At 64.6% G+C, this 23,298-nt stretch carries 20 protein-coding genes; 16 read left to right on the plus strand and 4 right to left on the minus strand.

Annotated features, from left to right (window positions below; all coding sequences use genetic code 11):
• Positions 1 to 68: 68 nt before the first annotated feature.
• The 8 genes from cmk to Lysil_RS10470 all read left to right on the plus strand — a co-directional run bounded on the left by cmk (position 69) and on the right by Lysil_RS10470 (position 8,838).
• A complete protein-coding gene (cmk, locus tag Lysil_RS10435) occupies positions 69 to 770 on the plus strand; it encodes a (d)CMP kinase (protein ID WP_103075518.1) in 702 nt (233 codons plus the stop codon).
• 159 nt (positions 771 to 929) lie between these two features.
• On the plus strand, positions 930 to 2,615 hold the full coding sequence (gene rpsA / locus Lysil_RS10440; RefSeq protein ID WP_103075519.1) for a 30S ribosomal protein S1: 1,686 nt from the start codon (positions 930 to 932) through the stop codon (positions 2,613 to 2,615).
• A gap of 96 nt (positions 2,616 to 2,711) precedes the next feature.
• Positions 2,712 to 3,014, plus strand: a complete 303-nt coding sequence (locus Lysil_RS10445; RefSeq protein WP_103075520.1) for an integration host factor subunit beta — start codon at positions 2,712 to 2,714, stop codon at positions 3,012 to 3,014.
• Between the two features lie 71 nt (positions 3,015 to 3,085).
• Entirely contained in the window at positions 3,086 to 4,270 is a 1,185-nt protein-coding gene (gene lapB / locus Lysil_RS10450; protein WP_103075521.1) for a lipopolysaccharide assembly protein LapB, read from the plus strand.
• Positions 4,270 to 5,268: an MraY family glycosyltransferase gene (locus Lysil_RS10455; RefSeq protein ID WP_165782468.1), complete on the plus strand. Its 999-nt coding sequence runs from the start codon at positions 4,270 to 4,272 to the stop codon at positions 5,266 to 5,268. Before lapB ends, Lysil_RS10455 begins: the two co-directional genes overlap by 1 nt.
• A complete protein-coding gene (locus Lysil_RS10460) occupies positions 5,252 to 7,168 on the plus strand; it encodes a nucleoside-diphosphate sugar epimerase/dehydratase (RefSeq protein ID WP_103075522.1) in 1,917 nt (638 codons plus the stop codon). The genes Lysil_RS10455 and Lysil_RS10460 overlap by 17 nt, the downstream gene beginning before the upstream one ends.
• A 12-nt stretch (positions 7,169 to 7,180) precedes the next feature.
• Positions 7,181 to 8,071 (plus strand): UTP--glucose-1-phosphate uridylyltransferase GalU, encoded by an 891-nt coding sequence (gene galU / locus Lysil_RS10465; RefSeq protein WP_103075523.1) that lies wholly within the window; start codon positions 7,181 to 7,183, stop codon positions 8,069 to 8,071.
• 41 nt (positions 8,072 to 8,112) lie between these two features.
• Complete coding sequence (locus Lysil_RS10470) at positions 8,113 to 8,838, plus strand: DUF4850 domain-containing protein (protein WP_103075524.1); 726 nt, start codon at positions 8,113 to 8,115, stop codon at positions 8,836 to 8,838.
• Between the two features lie 61 nt (positions 8,839 to 8,899).
• Here Lysil_RS10470 and recQ read toward each other — a convergent pair whose 3' ends face one another.
• The 4 genes from recQ to Lysil_RS10490 all read right to left on the minus strand — a co-directional run bounded on the left by recQ (position 8,900) and on the right by Lysil_RS10490 (position 15,044).
• Complete coding sequence (gene recQ, locus Lysil_RS10475; RefSeq protein WP_103075525.1) at positions 8,900 to 10,711, minus strand: DNA helicase RecQ; 1,812 nt, start codon at positions 10,709 to 10,711, stop codon at positions 8,900 to 8,902.
• A 41-nt stretch (positions 10,712 to 10,752) separates the two neighbouring features.
• Positions 10,753 to 11,961: an acetyl-CoA C-acyltransferase gene (locus Lysil_RS10480; protein ID WP_103075526.1), complete on the minus strand. Its 1,209-nt coding sequence runs from the start codon at positions 11,959 to 11,961 to the stop codon at positions 10,753 to 10,755.
• Between the two features lie 23 nt (positions 11,962 to 11,984).
• Positions 11,985 to 14,360 carry a 3-hydroxyacyl-CoA dehydrogenase/enoyl-CoA hydratase family protein gene (locus Lysil_RS10485; RefSeq protein ID WP_103075527.1) on the minus strand — a complete coding sequence of 792 codons (2,376 nt, stop codon included), beginning with the start codon at positions 14,358 to 14,360 and terminating at the stop codon, positions 11,985 to 11,987.
• A gap of 69 nt (positions 14,361 to 14,429) precedes the next feature.
• The gene (locus Lysil_RS10490) at positions 14,430 to 15,044 is read right to left on the minus strand and encodes a TetR/AcrR family transcriptional regulator (RefSeq protein WP_103075528.1); all 615 of its coding nucleotides are present in this window, start codon (positions 15,042 to 15,044) and stop codon (positions 14,430 to 14,432) included.
• 197 nt (positions 15,045 to 15,241) lie between these two features.
• Between Lysil_RS10490 and ndk the strand changes: the two genes are divergently transcribed.
• From ndk to moeB, 8 genes are all read left to right on the plus strand, one after another.
• Positions 15,242 to 15,667, plus strand: coding sequence for a nucleoside-diphosphate kinase (ndk, locus tag Lysil_RS10495; protein ID WP_103075529.1), 426 nt, complete (start codon positions 15,242 to 15,244; stop codon positions 15,665 to 15,667).
• Positions 15,668 to 15,689: 22 nt separating this feature from the next.
• On the plus strand, positions 15,690 to 16,907 hold the full coding sequence (gene rlmN / locus Lysil_RS10500) for a dual-specificity RNA methyltransferase RlmN (RefSeq protein ID WP_103075530.1): 1,218 nt from the start codon (positions 15,690 to 15,692) through the stop codon (positions 16,905 to 16,907).
• Positions 16,894 to 17,703, plus strand: a complete 810-nt coding sequence (locus Lysil_RS10505) for a tetratricopeptide repeat protein (RefSeq protein WP_103075531.1) — start codon at positions 16,894 to 16,896, stop codon at positions 17,701 to 17,703. The genes rlmN and Lysil_RS10505 overlap by 14 nt, the downstream gene beginning before the upstream one ends.
• A 36-nt stretch (positions 17,704 to 17,739) precedes the next feature.
• Positions 17,740 to 18,552: a helix-turn-helix domain-containing protein gene (locus tag Lysil_RS10510; protein WP_103076022.1), complete on the plus strand. Its 813-nt coding sequence runs from the start codon at positions 17,740 to 17,742 to the stop codon at positions 18,550 to 18,552.
• Between the two features lie 86 nt (positions 18,553 to 18,638).
• Positions 18,639 to 19,316, plus strand: coding sequence for a YfgM family protein (locus Lysil_RS10515; RefSeq protein WP_240600509.1), 678 nt, complete (start codon positions 18,639 to 18,641; stop codon positions 19,314 to 19,316).
• Positions 19,317 to 19,336: 20 nt separating this feature from the next.
• Positions 19,337 to 20,539, plus strand: a complete 1,203-nt coding sequence (gene bamB / locus Lysil_RS10520) for an outer membrane protein assembly factor BamB (protein ID WP_425477173.1) — start codon at positions 19,337 to 19,339, stop codon at positions 20,537 to 20,539.
• 268 nt (positions 20,540 to 20,807) lie between these two features.
• Positions 20,808 to 22,208 carry a ribosome biogenesis GTPase Der gene (gene der / locus Lysil_RS10525; RefSeq protein WP_103075534.1) on the plus strand — a complete coding sequence of 467 codons (1,401 nt, stop codon included), beginning with the start codon at positions 20,808 to 20,810 and terminating at the stop codon, positions 22,206 to 22,208.
• On the plus strand, positions 22,205 to 23,284 hold the full coding sequence (gene moeB, locus Lysil_RS10530; RefSeq protein WP_103075535.1) for a molybdopterin-synthase adenylyltransferase MoeB: 1,080 nt from the start codon (positions 22,205 to 22,207) through the stop codon (positions 23,282 to 23,284). Before der ends, moeB begins: the two co-directional genes overlap by 4 nt.
• Positions 23,285 to 23,298 lie beyond the last annotated feature (14 nt).

Genomic DNA, 23,298 nt, shown 5'->3' on the forward strand with positions numbered 1-23,298 from the left:
GAAACGGATGATCCAAGGCGGCTGCGCCGGCATGGCATCATGCATCGTCCAGGCTGCCCATTTTCCCCATGTCTTCGCACACTGTCGTGCCGGTTCTCACCATCGATGGGCCCTCCGGCTCCGGCAAGGGCACCATCAGCCGCAATGTCGCGCTGCATCTGGGCTGGCACTACCTCGATTCCGGCGCTCTTTATCGCGCCACCGGGCTGGCCGCGGCCTGGGAATCCATTGATCTCTCGGATGAGGACGCCGTGGCCGATTGCGCCCGTCGCGCCAGCATCCGCTTCCAGCCGATGCCTTTGACCGAGAGCGGTGCCGATGGCGGCGAGCCGCGGGTGATCGTCAACGGGGTGGATGCCACCGACGACCTGCGCACCGAAACCGCGGGCGGGGCGGCCTCGGCGATCGCCGCGCTGCCGGCGGTGCGGGCTGCTTTGGTCGATCTGCAGAAGAGCTTCCGCCGACTCCCGGGGCTGGTCGCCGATGGCCGCGACATGGGCACGGTGATCTTCCCCGATGCCAGTCCCAAGGTGTTCCTGACCGCCAGCGCCGATGAACGGGCGCGCAGGCGCTATAAGCAGTTGAAGGATAAGGGCGTTTCCGTTACACTGAACGGTCTGCTGGGCGAGATTCTCGCCCGTGACGAGCGTGACGCCAACCGGGCGGTCGCGCCGCTGGTACCCGCTGCGGATGCTGTCGTCATCGACACCACCGGATTGGGCATCGAAGCGGTGGTGCGACGCGTGCTGGATCTGCTTCCCGCGCGTTGATGGCTGTCTTCCCGACCAGCAGAACCAACTCCGCCGATCCTCGGCGGTTCATCCACCACCACCTTTTCCGGCCAAAGGGCAATCCCGCCCGCGCCGACAACGGGTGGGCCCGACGCAATCGTGAACGCGTCGCGGCCCGGACATCAACCAGAGATCAACATGACTGAATCATTTGCCGAGCTGTTCGAACAGAGCCAGACCAACCTTGCCAAGCTGAAGCCAGGCGCCATCGTCAAGGGCATCGTCGTCGACGTGCGCAACGACGTTGTGGTGATCAACGCCGGCCTCAAGTCCGAGGGCATCGTCCCGATCGAACAGTTCCGCAACGACGCCGGTGAAATCGACGTCGCCATCGGCGACGAAGTGAAGGTGGCGCTCGACTCCATCGAGAATGGCTTCGGCGAAACCGTGCTGTCGCGCGAGAAGGCCAAGCGTTCCATGGTGTGGGACGAACTGGAGGAAGCGTTGCAGAACGACGCCACCATCGTCGGCCGCATCAATGGCAAGGTGAAGGGCGGTTTCACCGTCGACATCAAGGACGTCCGCGCATTCCTGCCGGGTTCGTTGGTGGATGTGCGCCCGGTGCGCGATCCCAACTACCTGGAAGGCAAGGAACTCGAGTTCAAGCTGATCAAGCTCGATCGCAAGCGCAACAACGTGGTCGTCTCCCGCCGTGCGGTGGTCGAGAACGAGCATTCGGAAGAGCGCGAGCAGTTGCTCGAGAAGCTGGTCGAAGGCGCCAAGCTGAAGGGCGTCGTCAAGAACCTCACCGACTACGGCGCATTCGTCGACCTCGGTGGCATCGATGGCCTGCTGCACATCACCGACATGGCCTGGAAGCGCGTGCGCCATCCGTCCGAAGTGGTGGAAGTCGGCCAGGAACTCGACGTCCGCGTGCTCAAGTACGACCGCGAGCGCAACCGCGTGTCGCTGGGCCTCAAGCAGCTGGGCGAGGATCCGTGGGACAACGTCGCCCGTCGTTATCCGCCGAACACCCGCGCCTTCGGCAAGGTCTCGAACGTCACCGAATACGGCGCGTTCGTCGAGATCGAGCCGGGCGTCGAAGGCCTGGTCCACGTCTCCGAAATGGATTGGACCAACAAGAACGTCAATCCGTCCAAGGTCGTGCAGGTCGGTGACGAAGTGCAGGTGATGGTGCTCGACGTCGATGAAGAGCGTCGCCGCATCTCGCTGGGCATGAAGCAGGTCAGTTCCAATCCGTGGGAAACCTTCGCGGCGATCCACAAGAAGAACGACAAGGTCTCGGGCCAGATCAAGTCGATCACCGACTTCGGCGTGTTCATCGGCCTGGACGGCGGCATCGACGGCCTGATCCACCTCTCCGACATCAGCTGGAGCTCCACCGGCGAAGACCTCGCCCGCAACTTCAAGAAGGGCGACACCCTGGAAGCGGTGGTGCTGGCGGTCGATCCGGAGCGCGAGCGCATCTCGCTGGGCATCAAGCAGATGGAACAGGACCCGATGGGTGGTTACGTGGCCACCAACAGCCGCGGCTCCATCGTCAAGGGCGTGGTGAAGGAAGTCGACGCCAAGGGCGCGATCATCGAGCTGGCCGACGGCGTGGAAGGCTACCTGGCCGCCCGCGACATCGCCGCCGAGCGCGTGGACGACGCCTCGCAGAAGCTCAAGGTCGGCGATGAAGTCGAAGCCAAGATCATCGGCAACGATCGCAAGAGCCGCCAGATGCAGTTGTCGATCAAGGCCAAGGATCAGGACGAGATGCACGAGACCCTGGCCGAGTACAACCGGTCGACGAGCGATGCGGCGAGCGGCACCACCCAGTTGGGCGCGCTGTTGCGCGAACAGCTCGGACGTTCCGAGTAAGAAGCAACTTCAGGGATGACGCGGGCCGGCGCATGTCGCCGGCCCGTGGTTCTTGCGGCGGGGGCCGCATCGTCATTGGATAGGGAAAAGTGGGGGATGACGAAGTCCGAACTGATCGAAATCCTGGCGAGCCAGCAGCCGCATCTGAAAGAGGATGACGTCGAGCTGGGTGTGCGCCTGATGCTCGACCTGATGGCGTCGTCGTTGGCGACGCACGAGCGGATCGAGATCCGCGGCTTTGGCAGTTTTTCCGTGCATTACCGTCCGCCGCGGACTGGACGCAATCCGCGTACCGGCGAAGCGGTGGAACTTCCGGCGCGCCATGTGCCGCATTTCCGTCCCGGCAAGGAACTGCGCGAGCGTGTCAGCGCGGTGGAACCGAAGCCGGAAGAAGATTGATTCATCGCGGCGATCGGCCGTGATGCGTGGGGCTGGGTTAGAGTGACCCGTCCCGTTTGCATGGGAACACCATGTTCGAATTCCTGGATGAATGGCTGTGGGTCGCGATCTTCGTGCCAGTGGCGGCGGTGGTCGGCTGGATCCTTGGTCGGCGTGGTGGCGCACGGCTGCATGACAGCCAGGTCAGCCGTCTCTCCACCACCTATTTCCGCGGCTTGAACTACCTGTTGACAGAACAGGCGGACAAGGCGATCGAGCTGTTCCTGCATGTCGCCGAACTCGACAAGGACACCTTCGAGACGCAGGTGGCGATCGGCCACCTGTTCCGTCGTCGCGGCGAAGTCGATCGCGCCATCCGCATGCACCAGGGCCTGGTGGAACGCAAGGATCTCAGCGACCAGCAACGCGTCCAGGCGCTGCTCGCGCTGGGCGAGGATTACATGCGCTCGGGCCTGCTCGATCGCGCCGAAACCGTGTTCACCGAACTGGCGGCGCTCGACCAGCGTGCACCGCTCGCACTCAAGCACCTGATCGGCATCTACCAGTCGGAACGCGACTGGGGCAAGGCGATCGAGAACGCGCAACGCTACGAAACCGTCACCGGCGAGCCGATGGGCAAACTGATCGCGCAGTTCGAGTGCGAGTTGGCCGAGCGTCATCGCTCGGCGGGCGATGCCAGTGCGGCCCTGCAGGCGGTGACCCGCGCCTACGAGGCGGATCCCACCTGCTGTCGTGCCGGGATGATCGAAGGGCGCATCGCCAGTGAACGCGGCGATGATGCCGCTGCCATCCGGGCGTGGGAACGTGCAGCGCGCCACGATCCCGATTTCCTCCCGGTCATCCTGCCGCCGTTGCTGGAAAACTACGAACGCACGGGCGATGTGCCGGGTGCGCGCGGCTTCCTCGGCGAGATGAGCGAACACTATCGCGGCGTGGCGCCGGTACTGGCACTGACGCGACTGGTCGAACGCGAGGATGGCATCGCCGCAGCGCGCGACTATCTGGCGCAGCAGTTGCGCGATCGTCCGTCGGTGCGCGGCGAAGCGGCGCTGATCGACCTGACACTCGCCGATGATGCAGCCGACAACGAGGCGACGCTGCACAGCCTGCGCCAGATCACCGACCAGCTGCTGGTGCGCAACCCCAGCTACCGCTGCACCCGTTGCGGTTTCGGCGCGCGCTCGCATCATTGGCAATGCCCGAGCTGCAAGGAGTGGGCGACGGTGAAACCCCTGCTCAACTACGCCGTGGTCTGATGCCGCCGTTCGGTTGGCTGCTGTGCCTGATCGCCGCGCTGGCTGGAACCGGCTGGGCGCTGCGTTACGCGCACCGCGCGCAAGTGTTCGATCATCCGGAAGAACGCAGCAATCACGCGCAACCGACGCCGCGTGGCGGCGGCATCGCGATGGTCGCGGTAATGGCCGGTGTTTTGATGTGGCTGGCATCTGTGCGTCCCAGCGATCGCCTGGTCTTGCTGGCGATGCTGGGCGGGTTGCTGCTGGTCGCCGGGATCGGCTGGCTCGACGACCATCGACCGCTGTCGGCACGCCTGCGCCTTGCGGTGCATGTACTCGCGGCGGTGTTGGTGGCCATCGCTGCAGCGTGTTCCGGTTGGCCGGCATGGAGCTTGGTGCTGGCGCTGGTGGCGATCCCGGTGCTGGTCAATATCTGGAACTTCATGGACGGCACCAATGGCATCGCCGCGACCCAGGCGATGGTGTGGGGATTTGCGTTACTGCTGTGGACGCCGGTCGCACTGGCGGGAAACGTCGGTTTGGCGCTGGCGATGGCCTGCCTCGGCTTCCTGCCGTTCAATTTCCCGCGGGCGCGCATCTTCATGGGCGATGTCGGCAGCGGCGCGTTGGGATTCCTGATCGCAGGCAGTGGCCTGTTGCTGGCGCGGGAGCAGGGGGCTCCCGCGCTGGGTTGCCTGTGCGTGCTGGCGCCGTTCCTGGTCGATGCCGGCCTGACTCTGCTGCGGCGAATATGGCGGCGCGAACGCTGGTGGCAGGCCCATTCACAACATGCATACCAGCGGTTGGCGCGCATCTGGGGATCGCATGCGAAAGTGAACGGGATCTATCTGATGCTGGCCAGTGTTGGAGCGATTCTGGGCTGGGCGTTAAGATTCCGGGAAACCACCGTCACGATTTCGTTGATATTGCTGTGGTATATCGGAATGGCAGCGCTTTGGGGAAGCGTTCAGTACGGCAGGCAATTTTCAAAGGGAGTGGGTTTTGACAGCGTTGCGTGATCGGCTGAATGCATGGTTGCCGAGGGGAATGATCGTTGCCCACGATCTCGCGATCGTGTGGCTGACCTGGGTCGGACTGCACCTGATCCGTTACGGCATGCCGTCCTCCGGGCCAATGCCTTCCGGCGCGGGATTCTGGTCGACGGAAACCACGCTCGTCGTGCTGGCGCAGGGACTGGTGTTCTGGCAGGTCGGTCTCTATCGCGGCCTGTGGCGCTTCGCCAGCACCCCGGATCTGTGGAACATTCTGAAAGCTGCGGTGGCCGGAATCGTGGTCATCACCGTTGCCCTGTTCGTCTACAACCGCCTGGTCGGGGTGCCACGCAGCGTCCTCGTCCTCTATCCCTTTGTCCTGGCCGGCCTGCTCGGTGCGCCGCGCCTGATCTACCGTGCGTGGAAGGACGCCGGCGAGCAGCGGCAATTGTCCGCGACCGCCACCCGCGTCCTCATCCTCGGTGCCGGGCGTGCCGGCGAGCAACTGGTCCGCGACCTGCGCCGCACCAGCGCCTACCATCCGGTCGGTTTTCTTGACGATTCCCCGCAACTGCGCGGCGGCAAGCTGCATGGCATCCCGGTGCTTGGCACCATCAACCAGGCCGCCGACATCGCCCGCAAGACCGCGGCGCGCCTGCTGATCATCGCCGTGCCCTCGCTGGATGCGACCTCGATGCAGCGGATCATCACCGTCTGCGAGCGCAGCGGGTTGCCGTTCCGCATGGTGCCGCGCCTGAAGGACGTGCTGGAAGGGCGCGCGCTGCCGGGCCAGCTGAAAGAAGTGGACATCGATGACCTGCTCGGCCGCGAACCGGTGGTGTCCGACTGGCGCGCGATCCGCGAATGGCTGGGCGCGCGTTCGGTGCTGGTGACTGGCGCCGGCGGCTCGATCGGCTCGGAACTGTGCCGCCAGTGCGCACGCCAAGGGGCCAAGCGCATCACCTTGCTGGAATTCGACGAATTGTCGCTGATGCGCATCCACGCCGAGTTGCAGCGCGATTTCAATTCGATCGAACTGATCCAGATCCTCGGCGATTGCGGCGATCCCGCTGTGGCGCGTCGCGCGCTCGAATTGTCGGACGCCGACGCGGTGTTCCATGCCGCCGCCTACAAGCAGGTGCCGGTCCTGGAATCGCAGTTGCGCGAGGCCATCCGCAACAATGCCTTGGCCACGCAGACGATGGCCGCAGCCAGCGCCGAGGCCGGCGCCAGTACTTTCATCCTCATTTCCACCGACAAGGCGGTCGATCCGGTGAACGTGCTGGGCGCCAGCAAGCGTCTCGCCGAAATGCTGTGCCAAGGGTTTGCCGAAAGTTCACGCACCCACTACATCACCGTGCGCTTCGGCAATGTGCTCGATTCCGCCGGCAGCGTGGTGCCGTTGTTCCGCGACCAGATCAATAGCGGTGGCCCGGTCACCGTCACCGATCCCCAGGTCACGCGCTATTTCATGACGATTCCGGAAGCCTGCCTGCTGATCCTGCAGGCCGGGGCGATCGGTTCGCACGAAGCCATCTACACGCTGGACATGGGCAGCCCGGTGGCGATCCGCCAGCTCGCCGAGCAGATGATCCGCCTCGCCGGCAAGCAGCCCGGGCGCGACATCGCCATCGTCTATACCGGGTTGCGGCCCGGCGAGAAATTGCACGAAACGCTGTTCCATTCCGAGGAGCAGTACCGCATGACCGCGCATCCCAAGATCCTGCAAGGCACCGCGCGTCCGGTGGATGCGGCGATGCTGGAACAACGCAGCGCCGCCATCCGCAAGGCCTGCGAAGCCTACGATCTCGACACCCTGATCCAACTGCTGCGCGACACCGTGCCCGAGTTCGCGCCCGAAGCCGCCGATGGCGACGCCGACAACGCAGTCGTGGTGAAATTCCCTTCCCGCGCCAGTCGCCGCTGAACGATACAACGCATGCGCATCCGTACCGCCGTGTTCCCGGTCGCCGGCCTTGGCACCCGCTTCCTGCCCGCGACCAAGACCGTTCCCAAGGAAATGCTGCCGATCGTCGACCGCCCGCTGATCCAGTACGCGGTGGATGAAGCGGTCGAAGCCGGCTGCGACACCCTGGTATTCGTCACCAATCGCTACAAGCACTCGGTCGCCGATTATTTCGACAAGGCCTACGAGCTCGAGCAGAAGCTGGAGAAGGCCGGCAAGCACGAGCAGCTCGAACTGATCCGCAACGTGCTGCCGCCACACGTGCGCGCGGTGTTCGTCACCCAGGCCGAAGCGCTGGGGTTGGGCCATGCAGTGCTGTGCGCGAAACCCGTGGTCGGCGACGCGCCGTTCGCGGTGTTGTTGCCGGACGATTTGATCTGGAGTCGCGGGCCGGGCGCATTGCGGCAAATGGCCGATCACGCTGAAGCGAGCGGTTCCAGCGTGATCGCGGTGCAGGATGTCGCGCGCGATCAAACCGGAAGCTACGGCATCGTCGATGCCCCGGCGTTTTCCGGGCGGGCCGGGCGCATCGATGCCATCGTCGAGAAACCGGAACCGGCGGATGCGCCGAGCACGCTCGCGGTGGTCGGTCGCTACATCCTCAATCCGCGCATCTTCGATTTGCTGGAAAGCACGCAAAGCGGCGCCGGCGGCGAGATCCAGCTCACCGATGCCATCGCGCGACTGTTGCCGGAGCAGGAAGTCGACGCCTTCCGTTTCCACGGCACGCGTTTCGACTGCGGCACCCATCTCGGCTTGATCGAAGCCACCGTGCGTTACGCGCTCGACCACAAGATCCTGAGCGCGCCGGCGGCGCAGATGATGCAGGATGCGCTGGACGAAATGGGCGTGATCGAGACTTGAGGCAATCTGCCCATGCAGTAGTGGAAAGGGGAGTTACCGTGATGTCTGCAACCGCGAAACTTGCACTGGCATTGTCGCTGGCATTGACCTGTGTACCAGCCAGTGCCGAGGTTTATCGCTTCACGATTGCGCGCAAGGCGCCTGCAGCATCCGATGTGCCGAAGACGACGCCGATCGGCGAGCTGGTGGTCAACGGCGCGCTGCACTTGCCGGCATATGCGATCACTGTCGTCGATGGCATTGATGGCTGGACAACGGCGAAGCCGGAGTCGATGAAGGTCGATGGCGCGAAACTCACCGCGACACAGGCTGCACGTCTGGCCGCGTATGCCACGCCATCGGGTTGGATGCTGGTACCGCGCGACTGGAAATTGCTGAAGGGTGGCGTCGGCGCCGATGGGTCGACCGCGATCAGTTTCGTTCCGTCGTCAGGCAACGGACATCTTGATTTTTACGATGCCAGTGCTTGCCGCGGATGCGCGGAAACGCCCGCCAGCCTGTTCTTCCCGGAAGCGCGCGCGGATGCGCAGCGTGACGAGTATCCCGTGTACGAGCGCAGTGCCACGCCACTGAAACTCACGCGCCATGGCAAGCATCGGATGCTGTATCGCACCGTTGTGGATGGCCAACCCATCGATGGGATCGCCTATTACGACAGTGCCAGCGATCTGCCGTATCGCAACCATGAAGTGAGTCTGCCGGCAGCGCAGCGCGATCTCGCCACACCGATGTTGAACTGGTATGTGCCGAGATCGAAAGAAGAGTGAACGCCTGACATGAGTCGTCGCCGGGCGGCTGCTCATCGGGAATATTCCGCAAGACCGGCGGCTAGCCGGCCGCGGACAACACTTCCAGCAGCGCATCACCATAACGCGCCAGCTTGGCCGCACCGACGCCGTTGACTTGCGCCAAGGCGTTGAGGTCCGCCGGTGCGTGCACGGCGATCTCGCGCAGGGTGGCATCGTGGAAAATCACGTAGGCCGGAATGTTCTGGCTGCGCGCGCTGTCGCCGCGCCAGGCGCGCAATGCATCGAAGCGCTGTTGCGCGTCGTCCGCAAGAATCGCGGGCGCCGACGCGCCGGTGCGGTTGCTGCGCTCGCGTCGTGCCGCCTTGCGTGGCGCATCCACACGCAGCGAGAGCGTGGTTTCGCCGCGCAGCAATGGTCCGCTGGAGGCGCCCAGGCGCAGGCTGCCGTGGCCGTCGAGATCACTTTCCAGCAAGCCCGCGGCCATCAACTGGCGAAAGACGCTGCGCCATTGGCGCGCGTCGAGATCCTGGCCGATGCCGTGGGTGGAAAGCGTGTCGTGGCCGAGCTGGCGCACCCGCGCGTTGTCGCTTCCGCGCAGGACGTCGATGACGTGGCCAGCGCCGAAACGTTGGCCAGTGCGATACACGCAGGACAACGCCTTGCGCGCGATTTCGGTGCCGTCGATGCTGGCGGCGGGTGACAGGCAGTTGTCGCAATTGCCGCACGGTTGCGGGTAATGCTCGCCAAAGTAGGCCAGCAGCGATTGGCGGCGACAGGCCGTCGATTCGCAATAGCCGAGCAGCGCATCCAGCTTGCGATGTTCCACCCGCTTGCGTTCATCGGGGGCATCGGAATTCTCGATCATCCGTTGCAGCAATGCCGCGTCGCCCATGCCGAAGCACAACCAGGCCTCGCTGGGGTCGCCATCACGGCCGGCGCGCCCGGTTTCCTGGTAGTAGCCCTCCATCGATTTCGGCAGGTCCATGTGCGCGACGAAACGCACGTCGGGTTTGTCGATGCCCATGCCGAAGGCGATCGTCGCCACCATCACCACGCCGTCCTCGCGCAGGAAGCGCCGCTGGTGTTCGGCGCGCATCTCCGCCGCCAGACCGGCGTGGTAAGGCAGGGCGTCGATGCCTTGTTCGCGCAATGCTTCGGCGGTCGCTTCGACCTTGCGTCGCGACATGCAATAGACGATGCCGCTGGCGCCACGATGGCGATCAATCACCTCCATCAGTTGGCGCGGGCCGCCATCCTTGGCTTCGACCGCATAGCGGATGTTGGGGCGATCGAACGAACTGACGAAATGGCGAGCGTCTTGCAGTTGCAGGCGTTCGGCGATCTCGCGCTGGGTCGGCGCGTCGGCGGTGGCGGTCAGCGCGATCCGCGGCACTTGTGGCCAGCGTTCGTGCAACACGGTGAGCTGGCGATACTCCGGACGGAAATCGTGGCCCCATTGCGAGACGCAATGCGCCTCGTCGATGGCGAACAGCGCGACCTGCGCCTGATCGAGCAGCGCGAGGAACCGCGGAGTGAGCAGGCGTTCCGGCGCGACGTAGAGCAGATCGAGATCGCCGGCGAGCAAGGCCTGCTCGACGCCCATCGCATCGTTCGACGACAGCGTCGAGTTGAGGAAGGTCGCGCGCACGCCGAGCTGGCGCAACGCATCCACCTGGTCCTGCATCAGCGCGATCAATGGCGACACCACGATCGCCGTGCCCGCGCGCAGCAGCGCCGGCAGCTGATAGCACAACGACTTGCCGCCACCGGTCGGCATCAACACCAGCGCGTCACCACCAGCGGTGACGCGGTTGACGATCGCCTCCTGCTCGCCGCGGAACGCCGCGTGGCCAAAAACGTCACGCAGCAGGGGCAGGGCGGAATCCGACATCGGTGACTAGCCTAACAACAATCCGGTGCAGCCTCGTCGTTTTACAGCGCCTCGAAAATCCCCGCCGCGCCCATGCCGGTGCCGATGCACATCGTCACCATGCCGTACTTCTGCTTGTGGCGACGCAGGCCATGGACGATCGTTGCAGTACGAATCGCGCCAGTCGCACCCAGCGGATGGCCGAGCGCGATCGCGCCGCCGAGCGGATTGACCTTGGACGGATCGAGTCCGCAGTCGCGGATCACCGCCAGCGATTGCGCAGCGAAGGCTTCGTTGAGTTCGATCCAGTCAAGCTGGTCCTGGGTAATGCCGGCTTGCGCCAGCGCCTTCGGGATCGCCGCGATCGGGCCGATGCCCATCACTTCCGGACGCACGCCGGCGACCGAGAAGCTGACGAAACGTGCGAGCGGGGTGAGGCCGTATTGCTTGATCGCCGCTTCCGACGCCAGCAGCACGCCGGCCGCGCCATCGCTCATCTGCGAGGAATTGCCGGCCGTCACCGAGCCGCCGAACATGCCGTTGCGGAACACCGGACGCAATTTCGCCAGGCCTTCCAGCGTGGTGTCGGCGCGCGGGCCTTCATCGGTATCGACGATGCGGTCGCGGGTGAGGATGCGATCCGCGGCGAGATCGGGCATGTGGCTGACGATGTCGTAGGGCGTGATCTCCTGCTTGAACTCGCCAGCGGCGATCGCCTTCAACGCCTTCTGGTGCGAGGCGACGGCGAACGCGTCCTGGTCCTCGCGCGAGATCTTCCATTCCTCGGCGACCTTCTCGGCGGTGATGCCCATGCCGTAGGCGATCGCGACGTTTTCCTCCTTTGCGAACACTTGCGGCGACAGCGCGACCTTGTTGCCCATCATCGGCACCATGCTCATGCTCTCGGTGCCGCCAGCCAGCATCAGGTCGGCGTTGCCGAGGCGGATCTCGTTCGCGGCGAGTGCCACGGCCTGCAGGCCCGACGAGCAGAAACGATTGACGGTTTGCGCCGCCACGGTGTTCGGCAATCCCGCCAGCAGCACGCCGATGCGCGCCACGTTCATGCCTTGCTCGCCTTCCGGCATCGCGCAGCCGATGATGGCGTCGTCGATGCGCGAGAGATCGATGCCCGGCGCCTGCGCGACTACCGCTTTCAATACATGCGCGAGCATGTCGTCGGGACGGGTGTTGCGGAACATGCCCTTGGGCGCCTTGCCGACCGGCGTGCGGGTGGCGGCGACGATGTAGGCGTCTTGAACTTGCTTGGTCATTGTCTTGTCCTTGTCGTCGCAGGTCAGTTGCGGAGCGGCTTGCCGTTCTTGAGCATGTATTCGATGCGCGCCTGCGTCTTCGGCTGTTGCGCCAGTTCGACGAAGTGCTTGCGTTCGAGGCGGATCAGCCAGTCCTCGTCGACCACGCTGTTGCGGTCGACTTCGCCGCCGCAGAGGATGGTGGCGATGCGGGTGGCGATTTCCTCGTCATACGGGCTGATGAAACGACCCTCTGCCATGTTCACCAGCATCATCCGGAACGTGGCGATGCCGACATCGCCGGCGACGCGGATGTTGCGCGCGGACAGCGGCGGACGATAACCGGCATCGGCCAATGCGGCCGCTTCGGTTTTCGCGATGTGCAGCAATTCGTAGGCATTCATCACCACGCGATCATTCGCGCGCATCAGCCCGAGTTCCTTGGCTTCCATCGCCGAGGTCGAGACCTTGGCCATCGCCACCGTCTCGAACACCTTCTTCAGTTCGGCGAAGACATCACCGTTGGCGCCGGCCGCCTGCGAGGCACGCACCGCGAACTCCTTCAGGCCACCACCGGCCGGCAGCAAGCCGACGCCGGCTTCCACCAGCCCGATGTAGCTTTCGAGATGCGCCACGGTCTTGGCACTGTGCATTTGGAATTCGCAACCACCGCCGAGCGCGAGCCCGCGCACCGCCGCGACCACCGGCACCAGCGAATACTTGATCGCCTGGCTGGTGGCCTGGAAATTGGCGACCATCGCCTCGAACGCATCGACCTTGCCTGCCTGCAGCAAGCCGAGCGCACCGGCGAGATTGGCGCCGGCGGAGAACGGTTCCTTCGCCTGCCAGATCACCATGCCCTTGAAGTCTTTTTCGGCGCGGCGGATCGCGTCCTGCACGCCGTCGAGCACGGCATCGTTCACCGTGTGCAACTTGGTCTTGAAGCTGAGCACGGCGATGTCGGCATCGTCGCTGTCGCGCCACAGGCGCACGCCGTCGTTCTCCCACACCGTTTCGCCGGTGGGGAAGCGTTCGCCCAGCATCGGATCGGGGAAACGCTGGCGCTTGTACACCGGCAGCGCCGAACGCGGCACGTCGCGATCCAGCGTCGGGCTGTAGCTGCCATCGGCGGCATACACGCCATCACGCTGCAACACCCACTCGGGCAGCGGCGCATTGCTCATCGCCTTGCCTGCGGCGATATCGTCGGCGACCCATTGCGCGACTTGCTTCCAGCCTGCGGCCTGCCAGGTTTCGAACGGGCCGAGCGACCAGCCGTAACCCCAGCGGATCGCTTGATCGACGTCGCGCGCGGTTTCGGCGATGTCCTTGAGGTGATAGGCGCTGTAATGGAACAGATCGCGGAAGCACGCCCACAGGAACTGTGCCTGCGGATGATCGCTCGCCCGCAGTGCTGCAAACTTCTTCGCCTGATCGCGTTCCTTGAGGATTTCGATCACCGCCGGATCCGCCGCCATGTTCGATGGCACGTAATCCTGCTTGGCCAGATCGACGACGAGGATGTCCTTGCCGGCCTTGCGGAAGATGCCGGCGCCGGTCTTCTGGCCCAGCGCGCCTTTTTCGATCAGCGCCTTCAACCATGCCGGTGGCGCGAAATACTGGTGCCACGGATCGTTCGGCAGCGTGTCCGCCATGGTCTGGATCACGTGTGCCATGGTATCGAGCCCGACCACGTCGGCGGTGCGATAGGTCGCCGATTTCGGGCGGCCGACCAGCGGGCCGGTCAACGCATCGACGGTGTCGAAGCCGAGCTTGAACTGCGCGGTGTGATGCATCGTCGCCAGGATCGAGAACACGCCGATGCGGTTGCCGATGAAGTTCGGGGTGTCGCGTGCGATCACCACGCCCTTGCCGAGATAGGTGGTGAGGAAGGTTTCAAGACTTTCGACCACCCACGCTTCGGTGTGCTTGGTCGGAATCAACTCGGCCAGGTGCATGTAACGCGGCGGATTGAAGAAGTGCACACCGCAGAAGCGATGGCGCATTTCTTCCGGCAGCACGTCGCTCAAGGTGTTGATGCCGAGGCCCGAGGTATTCGATGCCAGCACCGCGTGTGCCGGCACGAATGGTGCGATCTTCTTGTAAAGATCCTGCTTCCAGTCCATGCGTTCGGCGATTGCTTCGATGATCAGGTCGCAGCTCTTGAGCTGATCGAGTCCCGTTTCATAGTTCGCGGCGACGATCGCCTCGGCTAGCGACTTGCTGGCGAGCGGCGCCGGCGACAACTTGGCGAGGTTGGCGATCGCCTTCTGCACGACGCCATTCTTGTCACCGTCCTTCGCCGGGAGGTCGAACAGCACGGTATCGACACCGGCGTTGACCAGCTGCGCGGCGATTTGCGCGCCCATGACGCCCGCGCCGAGCACGGCGACGCGACGGACGAGTAGGGGATTCGACATCGGAACACTCCTTGGGATGATAAGAAGCGGCAGCGCATCGCCCTGCCGGAAACGCATGGAAAGATGGGGTCAGGCGCGCAGGCCGGCGGCAGCGAATTCGATCAGGTGCCGCGCGGCATCCTGCAGGTGTTCCTTTTCGGAACGATGATTCGGCCGGCGAATCAGGCCGAAGTCGGCCATGGCATAGGTCAGTGCGCCGGCGACGAAATCCAGCCGCCAGTACAGCTCGTCCTTGGGCAGCTTGGGCAGGCAGTGCGCCAGTTCCTGGGAAAACCCGCGCAGGACGTGGCCGTAACGGCTGGAAATGAAATCGCGCAGGCCGGCGTTCTGCTCGGCGTAGGCGCGGGCGAGGATGCGCACGAAGGCGGCGCCCTGGCGGTCCTGGGCCATCGCCAGCGGTGGTTCGATGAAGGCAGCCAGCACTGCTTCCAGTTCACCCGGATGCTCGCGGCGGGCGCGTTCGAGCTGGGCGAGGCGGGCTGCGCTCATCTCGTCCATGCGCCGGCGAAACACCTCGTTGACTAGGTTTTCCTTGCTGCCGAAGTGGTAATTGACGGCGGCGATGTTGACGTCCGCCATGCCGGTGACTTCGCGCAACGAGGTGCCGGCGAACCCGTTCAGCGCGAATAGCGTCTCAGCGGCATTGAGAATTCGATCCTTGGTGTTGAACTGGGTTCCCGTCATGGCAACACTCGATTGAAACAATCACTTGAATGTGCCGCAAAGATTGAACGCCGTCAATGCCTGCAAGTGCAAGAAGGTGTCAAGAAAGTTAGACTGTTGTCGGGGAAACTTTCCTAAGTCCGCGTATGCGTGCGGATTTTTCATGCTAGCCTCGGCCGGGCTCGAATCCGGCCTTCCATTTTTCGGAGAATCGTGATATGGCGCTGGAGCGCACCCTTTCCATCATCAAGCCTGATGCCGTTGCCAAGAACGTCATCGGCGAGATCTACACCCGTTTCGAAAAAGCCGGCCTCAAGGTCGTCGCCTCGAAGATGAAGCAGTTGTCGAAGCAGGAAGCCGAAGGTTTCTACGCCGTGCATCGCGAGCGTCCGTTCTTCGCCGCACTGGTCAACTTCATGATTTCCGGCCCGGTGATGATCCAGGCGCTGGAAGGCGACAACGCGGTGACGAAGAATCGTGACCTGATGGGCGCGACCAATCCGAAGGAAGCGGCGGCCGGCACCATTCGCGCCGACTTCGCCGATTCGATCGACGCCAACGCCGTGCACGGTTCCGATTCGCTGGAGAACGCCGCGATCGAGATCGCGTATTTCTTCCCGGCGACCGACGTCTACGCACGATAAGTCAGGAGAGGGAGGGCAGCAGATGCAAGTGGTGACGGAAAATCCGGTTGATGCAAAGGTGGAGTCTGCCGATTCCGCGGTGCGCCTGCCGTCCGTCGATGTCCGCAAGCAGAACCTGCTCGAACTCGACCGCGAGGGGCTGGAGCGCTTCTTCGTCGAAGTCCTCGACGAGAAGCGCTTTCGCGCCCACCAGGTGATGAAGTGGGTGCACCATCGCCACGTCACCACCTTCGATGAAATGACCGACCTCGGCAAGGTGCTGCGCGCGAAACTCGAGCAGCACGCCGAGATCATCGTTCCCAACATCCTGCTCGACAAACCGTCGGTCGACGGCACCCACAAGTGGCTGCTCGGCATGGATGGCGGCAACGCCATCGAGGCGGTCTACATTCCCGACAAGGGCCGCGGCACGCTGTGCGTGTCGTCGCAGGTCGGTTGCGCGTTGAACTGCACGTTCTGCTCGACCGCGACCCAGGGCTTCAACCGCAATCTCTCCACCGCCGAAATCATCGGCCAGGTGTGGGTGGCGGCGCGCCATCTCGGCAACGTCCCGCATCGCGAGCGTCGCCTCACCAACGTGGTGATGATGGGGATGGGCGAACCGCTGATGAATTTCGACAACGTCGTGCGCGCGATGAGCGTGATGCGCGACGACCTCGGCTATGGCCTCGCCAACAAGCGGGTGACGCTGTCGACCGCGGGACTGGTGCCGATGATCGATCGCCTCGCCGTCGAGAGCGACGTCTCGCTGGCGGTGTCGCTGCATGCGCCGTTCGACGCATTGCGCAGCGAGCTGGTGCCACTCAACAAGAAATACGATATCGAAACGCTGATGGACGCCTGCGTGCGCTATGCACTGCGCAAGAAGGGCGAATCGGTGACGTTCGAATACACGCTGATGCGCGGCGTCAACGACCAACCCGAGCATGCGCGCGCGCTGGCGCGGTTGATGCACGAATTCGACCGCCGCGTGCAGATGAAGGACGCGGCCAAGGTCAACCTGATTCCGTTCAACCCGTTCCCGGGCACGCGCTATGCACGCTCGGATGCCGATGACATCCGTGCGTTCCAGAAGATATTGAACAATTCCGGGCTGGTCGCGCCGCTGCGACGCACGCGCGGCGACGACATCGACGCCGCCTGTGGCCAGTTGAAGGGGCAAGTGCTCGATCGCACCCGCCGCCAGGCCGAACACAAGAAGCGGCTGGAAGCGCAGGGAGGCTTCGATGCGGTGGCGTGAGGGCGCATTGTTTGTTGCAACGATCGCGCTGGCACTGCTCGTCGGTTGCGATCGCTTGACCTTCGTCAAGCCGAACATGAAGAAGTCGAAGTTCGAAGACGTGCGCAGCGTACCCGACGTCCGCGACAGCGCCAGCGACCGGCAGCGGATGGCGGCATCGGATGGACTGCAGCTCGCCGGCAATCGCTTGCAGGGCGGCGATCTCGATGGCGCCGAGAAGAGTGCCAGGCATGTGCTCGAATCCGATCGCGGCAACACCACCGCGATGACCATCCTTGCCCTGGTGGAACAACGCCGCGGCCATGTCGCGGATGCCGGTACATGGTTCAAGCGGGCAGCCGAACAAGGCAACTCCGGCCCGGCTGAATGGGGTAATTACGGCACGTGGCTGTGCGAGGCCAACCAGCCGGCGGAATCGTTGCAATGGCTCGATCGTTCGCTGGCCTATCCCGATGCGATCGACCTCGCCGGGATGCGCGCGAACGCCGGCAAGTGCGCATTGCGCGCCGGCCAGACCGAGCGTGCCGAGCGCGACCTGCGCGCCGCGCTGGACCTCGCGCCGGCCAATGCGGTCGCACTGGATGGCATGGCGCAACTGATGTTCGTGCGCGGCCGCATGCTGGAAGCGCGCGCCTTCAACGAGCGTCGTCTCGCCGCCGCCCCGGCGACGGCCGAAACGCTGGCGCGCGCCGCCGAGATCGAAACCCACCTGGGCGACCAGGTCGCGGCAAGTCGTTATCGCCAACGGATGGCGCAGGAATTCCCCAACGTCACTCCCAACGCCAAGGGACATTGAGCGATGCAAGACGAACAATTCCAGTTTGAGGCAAGCATGACGGCGACCGCGGAACACGGGACGCTGCTGCGCATCGCACGCAAGGCGCAGGGCATGACCCTCGAAGAGGCGGCGCAACGCACGCGCATTCCCGCGCGCACCCTCGATGCGCTCGAATCGGGCGAGTGGGAACGCGCCGGTGCCGGCGTGTTCGTGCGCGGACAACTGCGCAGCTATGGCCGCTTGCTTGGCGTCGACACGTCCAGCTGGATGGAGCAGGCGCCGGCGGTGGAACCGCCGAAGCTGGTCAGCCACCAGCGCACGCCGATGGCACAGCGCTTCGCCGATGAGATCGGCCGCAAGCTGGTCTATGTCGTGATCACCCTGACCATCGCGATTCCGGTCTGGCTGATGGCGACCCGTTCTCCGGTCACCGCCTTGCCGGGCGAAACCGCCAGTCTCGAAATGCCGAAGAATGCCGTGCCGGCCACGACGCAGCCCGCTGCATCGGTGCAGACGGCGCAGGCGCAACCTGCGACGCAACCACAGCAGGCGGTGGCGATGGCATCGATGGCACCGGTGCCGGGGCAGGCCGGCGTTCCCGCCACTGCGCTCAGCATCCGTTTCGATGGCCAGAGCTGGATGCAGGCGTACGCGCCTGACGGCAGCGTGATCGAAAAAGGATTGGTCAAGGGCGGCGAATCCCGCAGTTTCGCTTCCGGTCAGCTGGGCCGCATTACTCTCGGCAACGCCAGTCAGGTGCATGTCGAGCATGCCGGTCAGGCCGTCGATCTGGCGCCCTACATCCGGTCGGATGTGGCGCGCTTTGCGGTATCCTCTGACGGCACGCCGGGTGCGGTATCCAACTGACGGTACCAACCGAAGCTTGCGTAATTCCGCAGACAAACCGATCCGCAATTGTTCCGCGCTGTGCGCGGTGGTGAACCCGCATGGCGATGGATGAACTCCTCAATGAACACGAACAGGGCGAACGCGTCCGCTCCTGGCTGCAGCGCAATGCCGGCAGCCTGATCGGTGGCGTCGCCGTCGGTATCGCCATCATCTGGGGCTGGCAATGGTGGAGCGACCGCCAGCACGGTACCCAGATGCACGATGCCGAGCAATACGAGGCGTTGATCGGCGATGCCAACAACGATCCGGCCAAACTGGCCGCAGGGGTCGGCAAGCTCAAGGCCGATTCGATGTATGGCGCGCTGGCACGCATGCAGCTGGCGAAGGCGCAAGTCGATGTCGGCAAGCCGCAGGACGCGTTGGCGACCTTGCGCGCCATCCACGCCAGCGACAGTGGATTGTCCGACGTGATCGACGTGCGCATCGGCCGCCTGCTGGTCGAGACCGGCAAGCCCGCCGACGCCATCGCACTGCTGGGCAAGGCGACCTCGCCCGGTGCGCTGGAAGTGGTCGGCGATGCCCAGGCGAAGCAGGGCCAGGCCCAATCCGCACAGGCCACCTACAAACGCGCGCTGACCATGCTGGAAGTGGGCAGCCCCGAACGCACCATCGTTGAACTCAAGCTGGCCGATGTCGGGGGTGCGCCGGATGCGGCGCCCGCCACGAACGCCCCCGTTGCCGCAGCCGCGGCACAGACCCCGGCCCAGCAGCCGACGAAATGACCGCGAGGCTCCCTGGAATGATTTCCCGCACGTCCCTGATCCGTGCCACCGTTGCGTTGGCCTGTGTGCTCGCCATCGGTGGTTGCCAGTCCACCAAGAACCTGTTCAAGGGCAAGGATTCCGCCAAGGATCCCAAGCCCGCCAAGCTGGTCGAGTTCACCCCCAGCGCTACCGTGAGCAAGCTGTGGTCGGTGAACGTCGGCAAGGGCGAGCAGCGCGTCGGCGCACGCCAGCATCCGGCCATTGCCGACGGCCATGTCTATGCCGCGGCTGGCATCGGTGGCGTCAGCGCCATCGACCTGAAGACCGGCAAAGTGCTGTGGACGTATCGTCCCAAGGAACGCAAGAACAAGAAACTCACCAGCTTCAGTGGCGGCCCCGGCGTGGGCAGCGGGCTGGTGGTGGTGGGCACGCTGGAAGGCGACGTGATCGCGCTCGACCAGGCCACCGGTACCGAGAAGTGGAGCGGCAAGCTGCTCAACGAAATCCTCGCCGCGCCGGCGATCGGCAACGGCGTGGTGGTGGTGCATTCCAATGACGGCAAGGTCACCGCCTTCGACGCCGCGACTGGCGAAAAGCGTTGGGCGTGGTCGTCCGAGCCGGTGCCGCTGAGCATCCGTGGCAATTCCACCCCGGTGATCGGCCCCGGCTATGTCTTCGTCGGCACCGATGGCGGCAAGCTGGTGGCACTGTCGCTGACCGATGGCGGGCTGCTGTGGGAAACCACCGTAGCTGATGCCGATGGCCGCAGCGACATCATGCGCATGAACGATTCCGACGGCGCACCGGTGATGGTCGGCAATGTGCTCTACGCCTCCAGCTACAAGCCGCGCACGATCGCGGTGGACGCGCCCAGCGGCCAGCTGATGTGGGTGCAGGAACATGGTGGCGTCGGCGGTATCGGCGTCGGTGGTGATCGTGCCGTGGTGTCCGACAGCAAGGACATCGTCTGGGGCATGGATCGCAACAGCGGCGCGCCGATGTGGCAGCAGAACGGTTTCACCCTGCGCAATCTCTCGGCGCCGGCGGTGCAGGGCGGTTACGCGGTGGTCGGCGACTACCAGGGCTACCTGCACTGGCTGAAGCTTGCTGATGGCAAGATCGCCGCACGCACCCGCTTGAGCTCCAAGTCGATCGCCGCGCAGCCGGTGGTGTCGGAGGATGGCGTGCTGGTCGCGCAGGATATCAATGGTGATGTTGCTGCTTTCCGCGTGAGCCCATAGGGCCTGTCTACGCAGTCTGGACAGGTCACGCCGCGTCAGGGCGCCCGCGGTGCAAGGAAGAATGAGTGAATTTATGCCGATAAATGATCGAGTGATGACGCCGCACCGCGGTCGCCATGGCGCGGCCCTGCGGGTTGCCGTATCCGGCCCGCCATGCGGCCGTGCGCAGCTTGAACAGGCGGCCAGCCTGTCGCTGCGCTACGCTCGTCCCCCTGGCGGCCGGATACGGTAACGTGACCAGTCCAGACTGCGTAGACAGGCCCTTGCCATGTTGCCGACGGTAGCGCTAGTAGGCCGCCCCAACGTCGGCAAATCCACGCTGTTCAATGCGTTGACGCGCAGTCGCGACGCGCTGGTGCACGATCAGCCCGGCGTGACCCGCGACCGCAATTACGGCGTCTGCCGCCTCGATCCCGAACGGCCGTTCGTGGTGATCGACACCGGCGGCATCGCCGGCAATGAGGAAGGATTGGCCGGCGCCACCGCGCGCCAGGCCCGTGCCGGTGCCGAGGAAGCCGATCTGGTGCTGTTCGTGGTCGATGGCCGCGAAGGGCCGTCGGCGCTCGACGACGAGATCCTGAAGTGGTTGCGCAAGGCCGCGCGACCGACGCTGCTGGTCGTCAACAAGGTCGATGGCATCGACACCCAGACGGCGCTCAACGAATTCGCGCGTTACGGCTTTACCGAGGTGGTGCCGATCGCGGCATCGCATCGTTCCGGCATCGACGAGTTGCTCGAGGACGTGTGGCCGCGCCTGCCGCAAGCGGGGCAGGGCGAGGAACTCGACCAGGATCCCGAGCGCGTCCGCGTTGCCTTCGTCGGACGTCCCAATGTCGGCAAGTCGACGCTGGTGAACCGCATCCTCGGCGAGGAGCGGATGATCGCCTCCGACGTGCCGGGCACTACGCGCGATTCGATTTCGGTCGATCTCGACCGTGATGGTCGCAAGTACCGCCTGATCGACACCGCCGGTTTGCGCCGCCGGGCCAAGGTCGAGGAAGCGATCGAGAAGTTCTCGGTGGTGAAGACGCTGCAGGCGATCGAACAATGCCAGGTCGCGGTATTGATGCTCGATGCCACCGAAGGCGTGACCGACCAGGACGCGACGGTGCTCGGCGCGGTACTCGATGCCGGGCGCGGGCTGGTGATCGCGATCAACAAATGGGATGGGCTGACCACCTATCAGCGCGAGCAGGCGGAAGCGCTGCTGGCGCGCAAGCTCAGCTTCGTCGAGTGGGCGCAGGAAGTGCGCATTTCCGCGCTGCACGGTTCGGGGTTGCGCGAACTGTTCCGCGCCATCCATCGTGCGCATGATTCGGCCACGCGCGTGTTGGGTACCAGCGAAGTCACCAAGGCGCTGGAGGCGGCCTACACCGCCAATCCGCCGCCGGTGGTGCGTGGCCACGTCCCCAAGCTGCGTTTCGCGCATCCGGGACCGACCAATCCGCCGACCTTCATCGTCCATGGCACGCGCCTGAAGACGCTGAGCGAGACCTATCGCCGCTATCTCGAGAACTTCTTCCGCAAGCGTTTCAAGCTGGTGGGCACGCCAGTGCGTTTCGTCTTCAAGGAAGGTGAAAATCCGTTCGCGGGCCGCAAGAACGAACTCAACGATCGCCAGGTCGCCAAGCGGCGCCGATTGATCCGTCACATCAAGCGCAACGAGTGAACGTCGAACGCATCGCGCCGGCCGAAGCACTGCGGCGGGTGCGCGGCGGCGTGGTCTTGCTTGATGTCCGTTCCGACGAGGAACGCGTGCTGGGCATGGCCGCAGGCGCGCAAGGCATCGTTGCCGCCGACTTGCTCGACACCGTGGCCGAACGATTTCCCGATATTTCGACATCACTGATCCTGATCTGCCAGCGCGGCCAGCGTTCGCTGGCGACGGCGGAAGCGTTGCAGGCGCGCGGCTATCGCAATATCGCATCGATCGAGGGCGGAACCGAACGCTGGGAGGCGGAAGACTTGCCGATGCAAGTGACGGGCGAAGACCCCGATTTCCTCGATCGCTATTCGCGGCAGATCCGCTTGCCGCAGGTTGGCCTGGAAGGGCAAAAAAAACTTCAGGCGGCGACGGTGGTGATCATCGGCGCGGGCGGGCTGGGATCACCGGCGGCGTTCTATCTCGCGGCTGCGGGCATCGGTCGCTTGCGCCTGATCGATGATGACGTGGTCGATCGCAGCAACCTGCAGCGCCAGATCCTGCACGCGAACGATCGCATCGGCGAAGCAAAGGTCTCTTCGGCGCAACAGGCGCTGTCCGCGCTGAATCCGCGCACACGGATCGATGCCGTCAACGCGCGTATCGACGCGACCAATGTCGATGCCTTGATCACTGATGCCGACGTGGTGCTCGACGGTGCCGACAACTTCCCGGCGCGGCACGTCCTCAACGATGCCTGCCTGCGCCTCGGCAAGCCGCTGGTGTACGGCGCGGTCCAACGTTTCGAAGGTCAGGTGAGCGTGTTCGATGCTGGCCGCCAGCGTGGTGTCGCGCCGTGCTATCGCTGCCTGTTTCCGGAAGCGCCGGACGATGCGCCGAATTGCGCCGAAGCCGGCGTGCTGGGCGTGTTGCCGGGCGTGATCGGCATGCTGCAGGCCACCGAAGCGATCAAGTTGATCCTCGGCATCGGTGCGCCACTGGTTGGTCGCATGCTCAGCTTCGATGCGCTGGCGATGCGTTTTCGCGAGACGCGGATTCCGGTCGATCCGGAGTGTCCGGCTTGCGGCTCCGCTGGGCGATAATGCACGTCCGCATC

This window comes from Solilutibacter silvestris, assembly GCF_002895945.1.
In the GTDB taxonomy this organism is placed as follows: Bacteria; Pseudomonadota; Gammaproteobacteria; order Xanthomonadales; family Xanthomonadaceae; genus Solilutibacter; species Solilutibacter silvestris.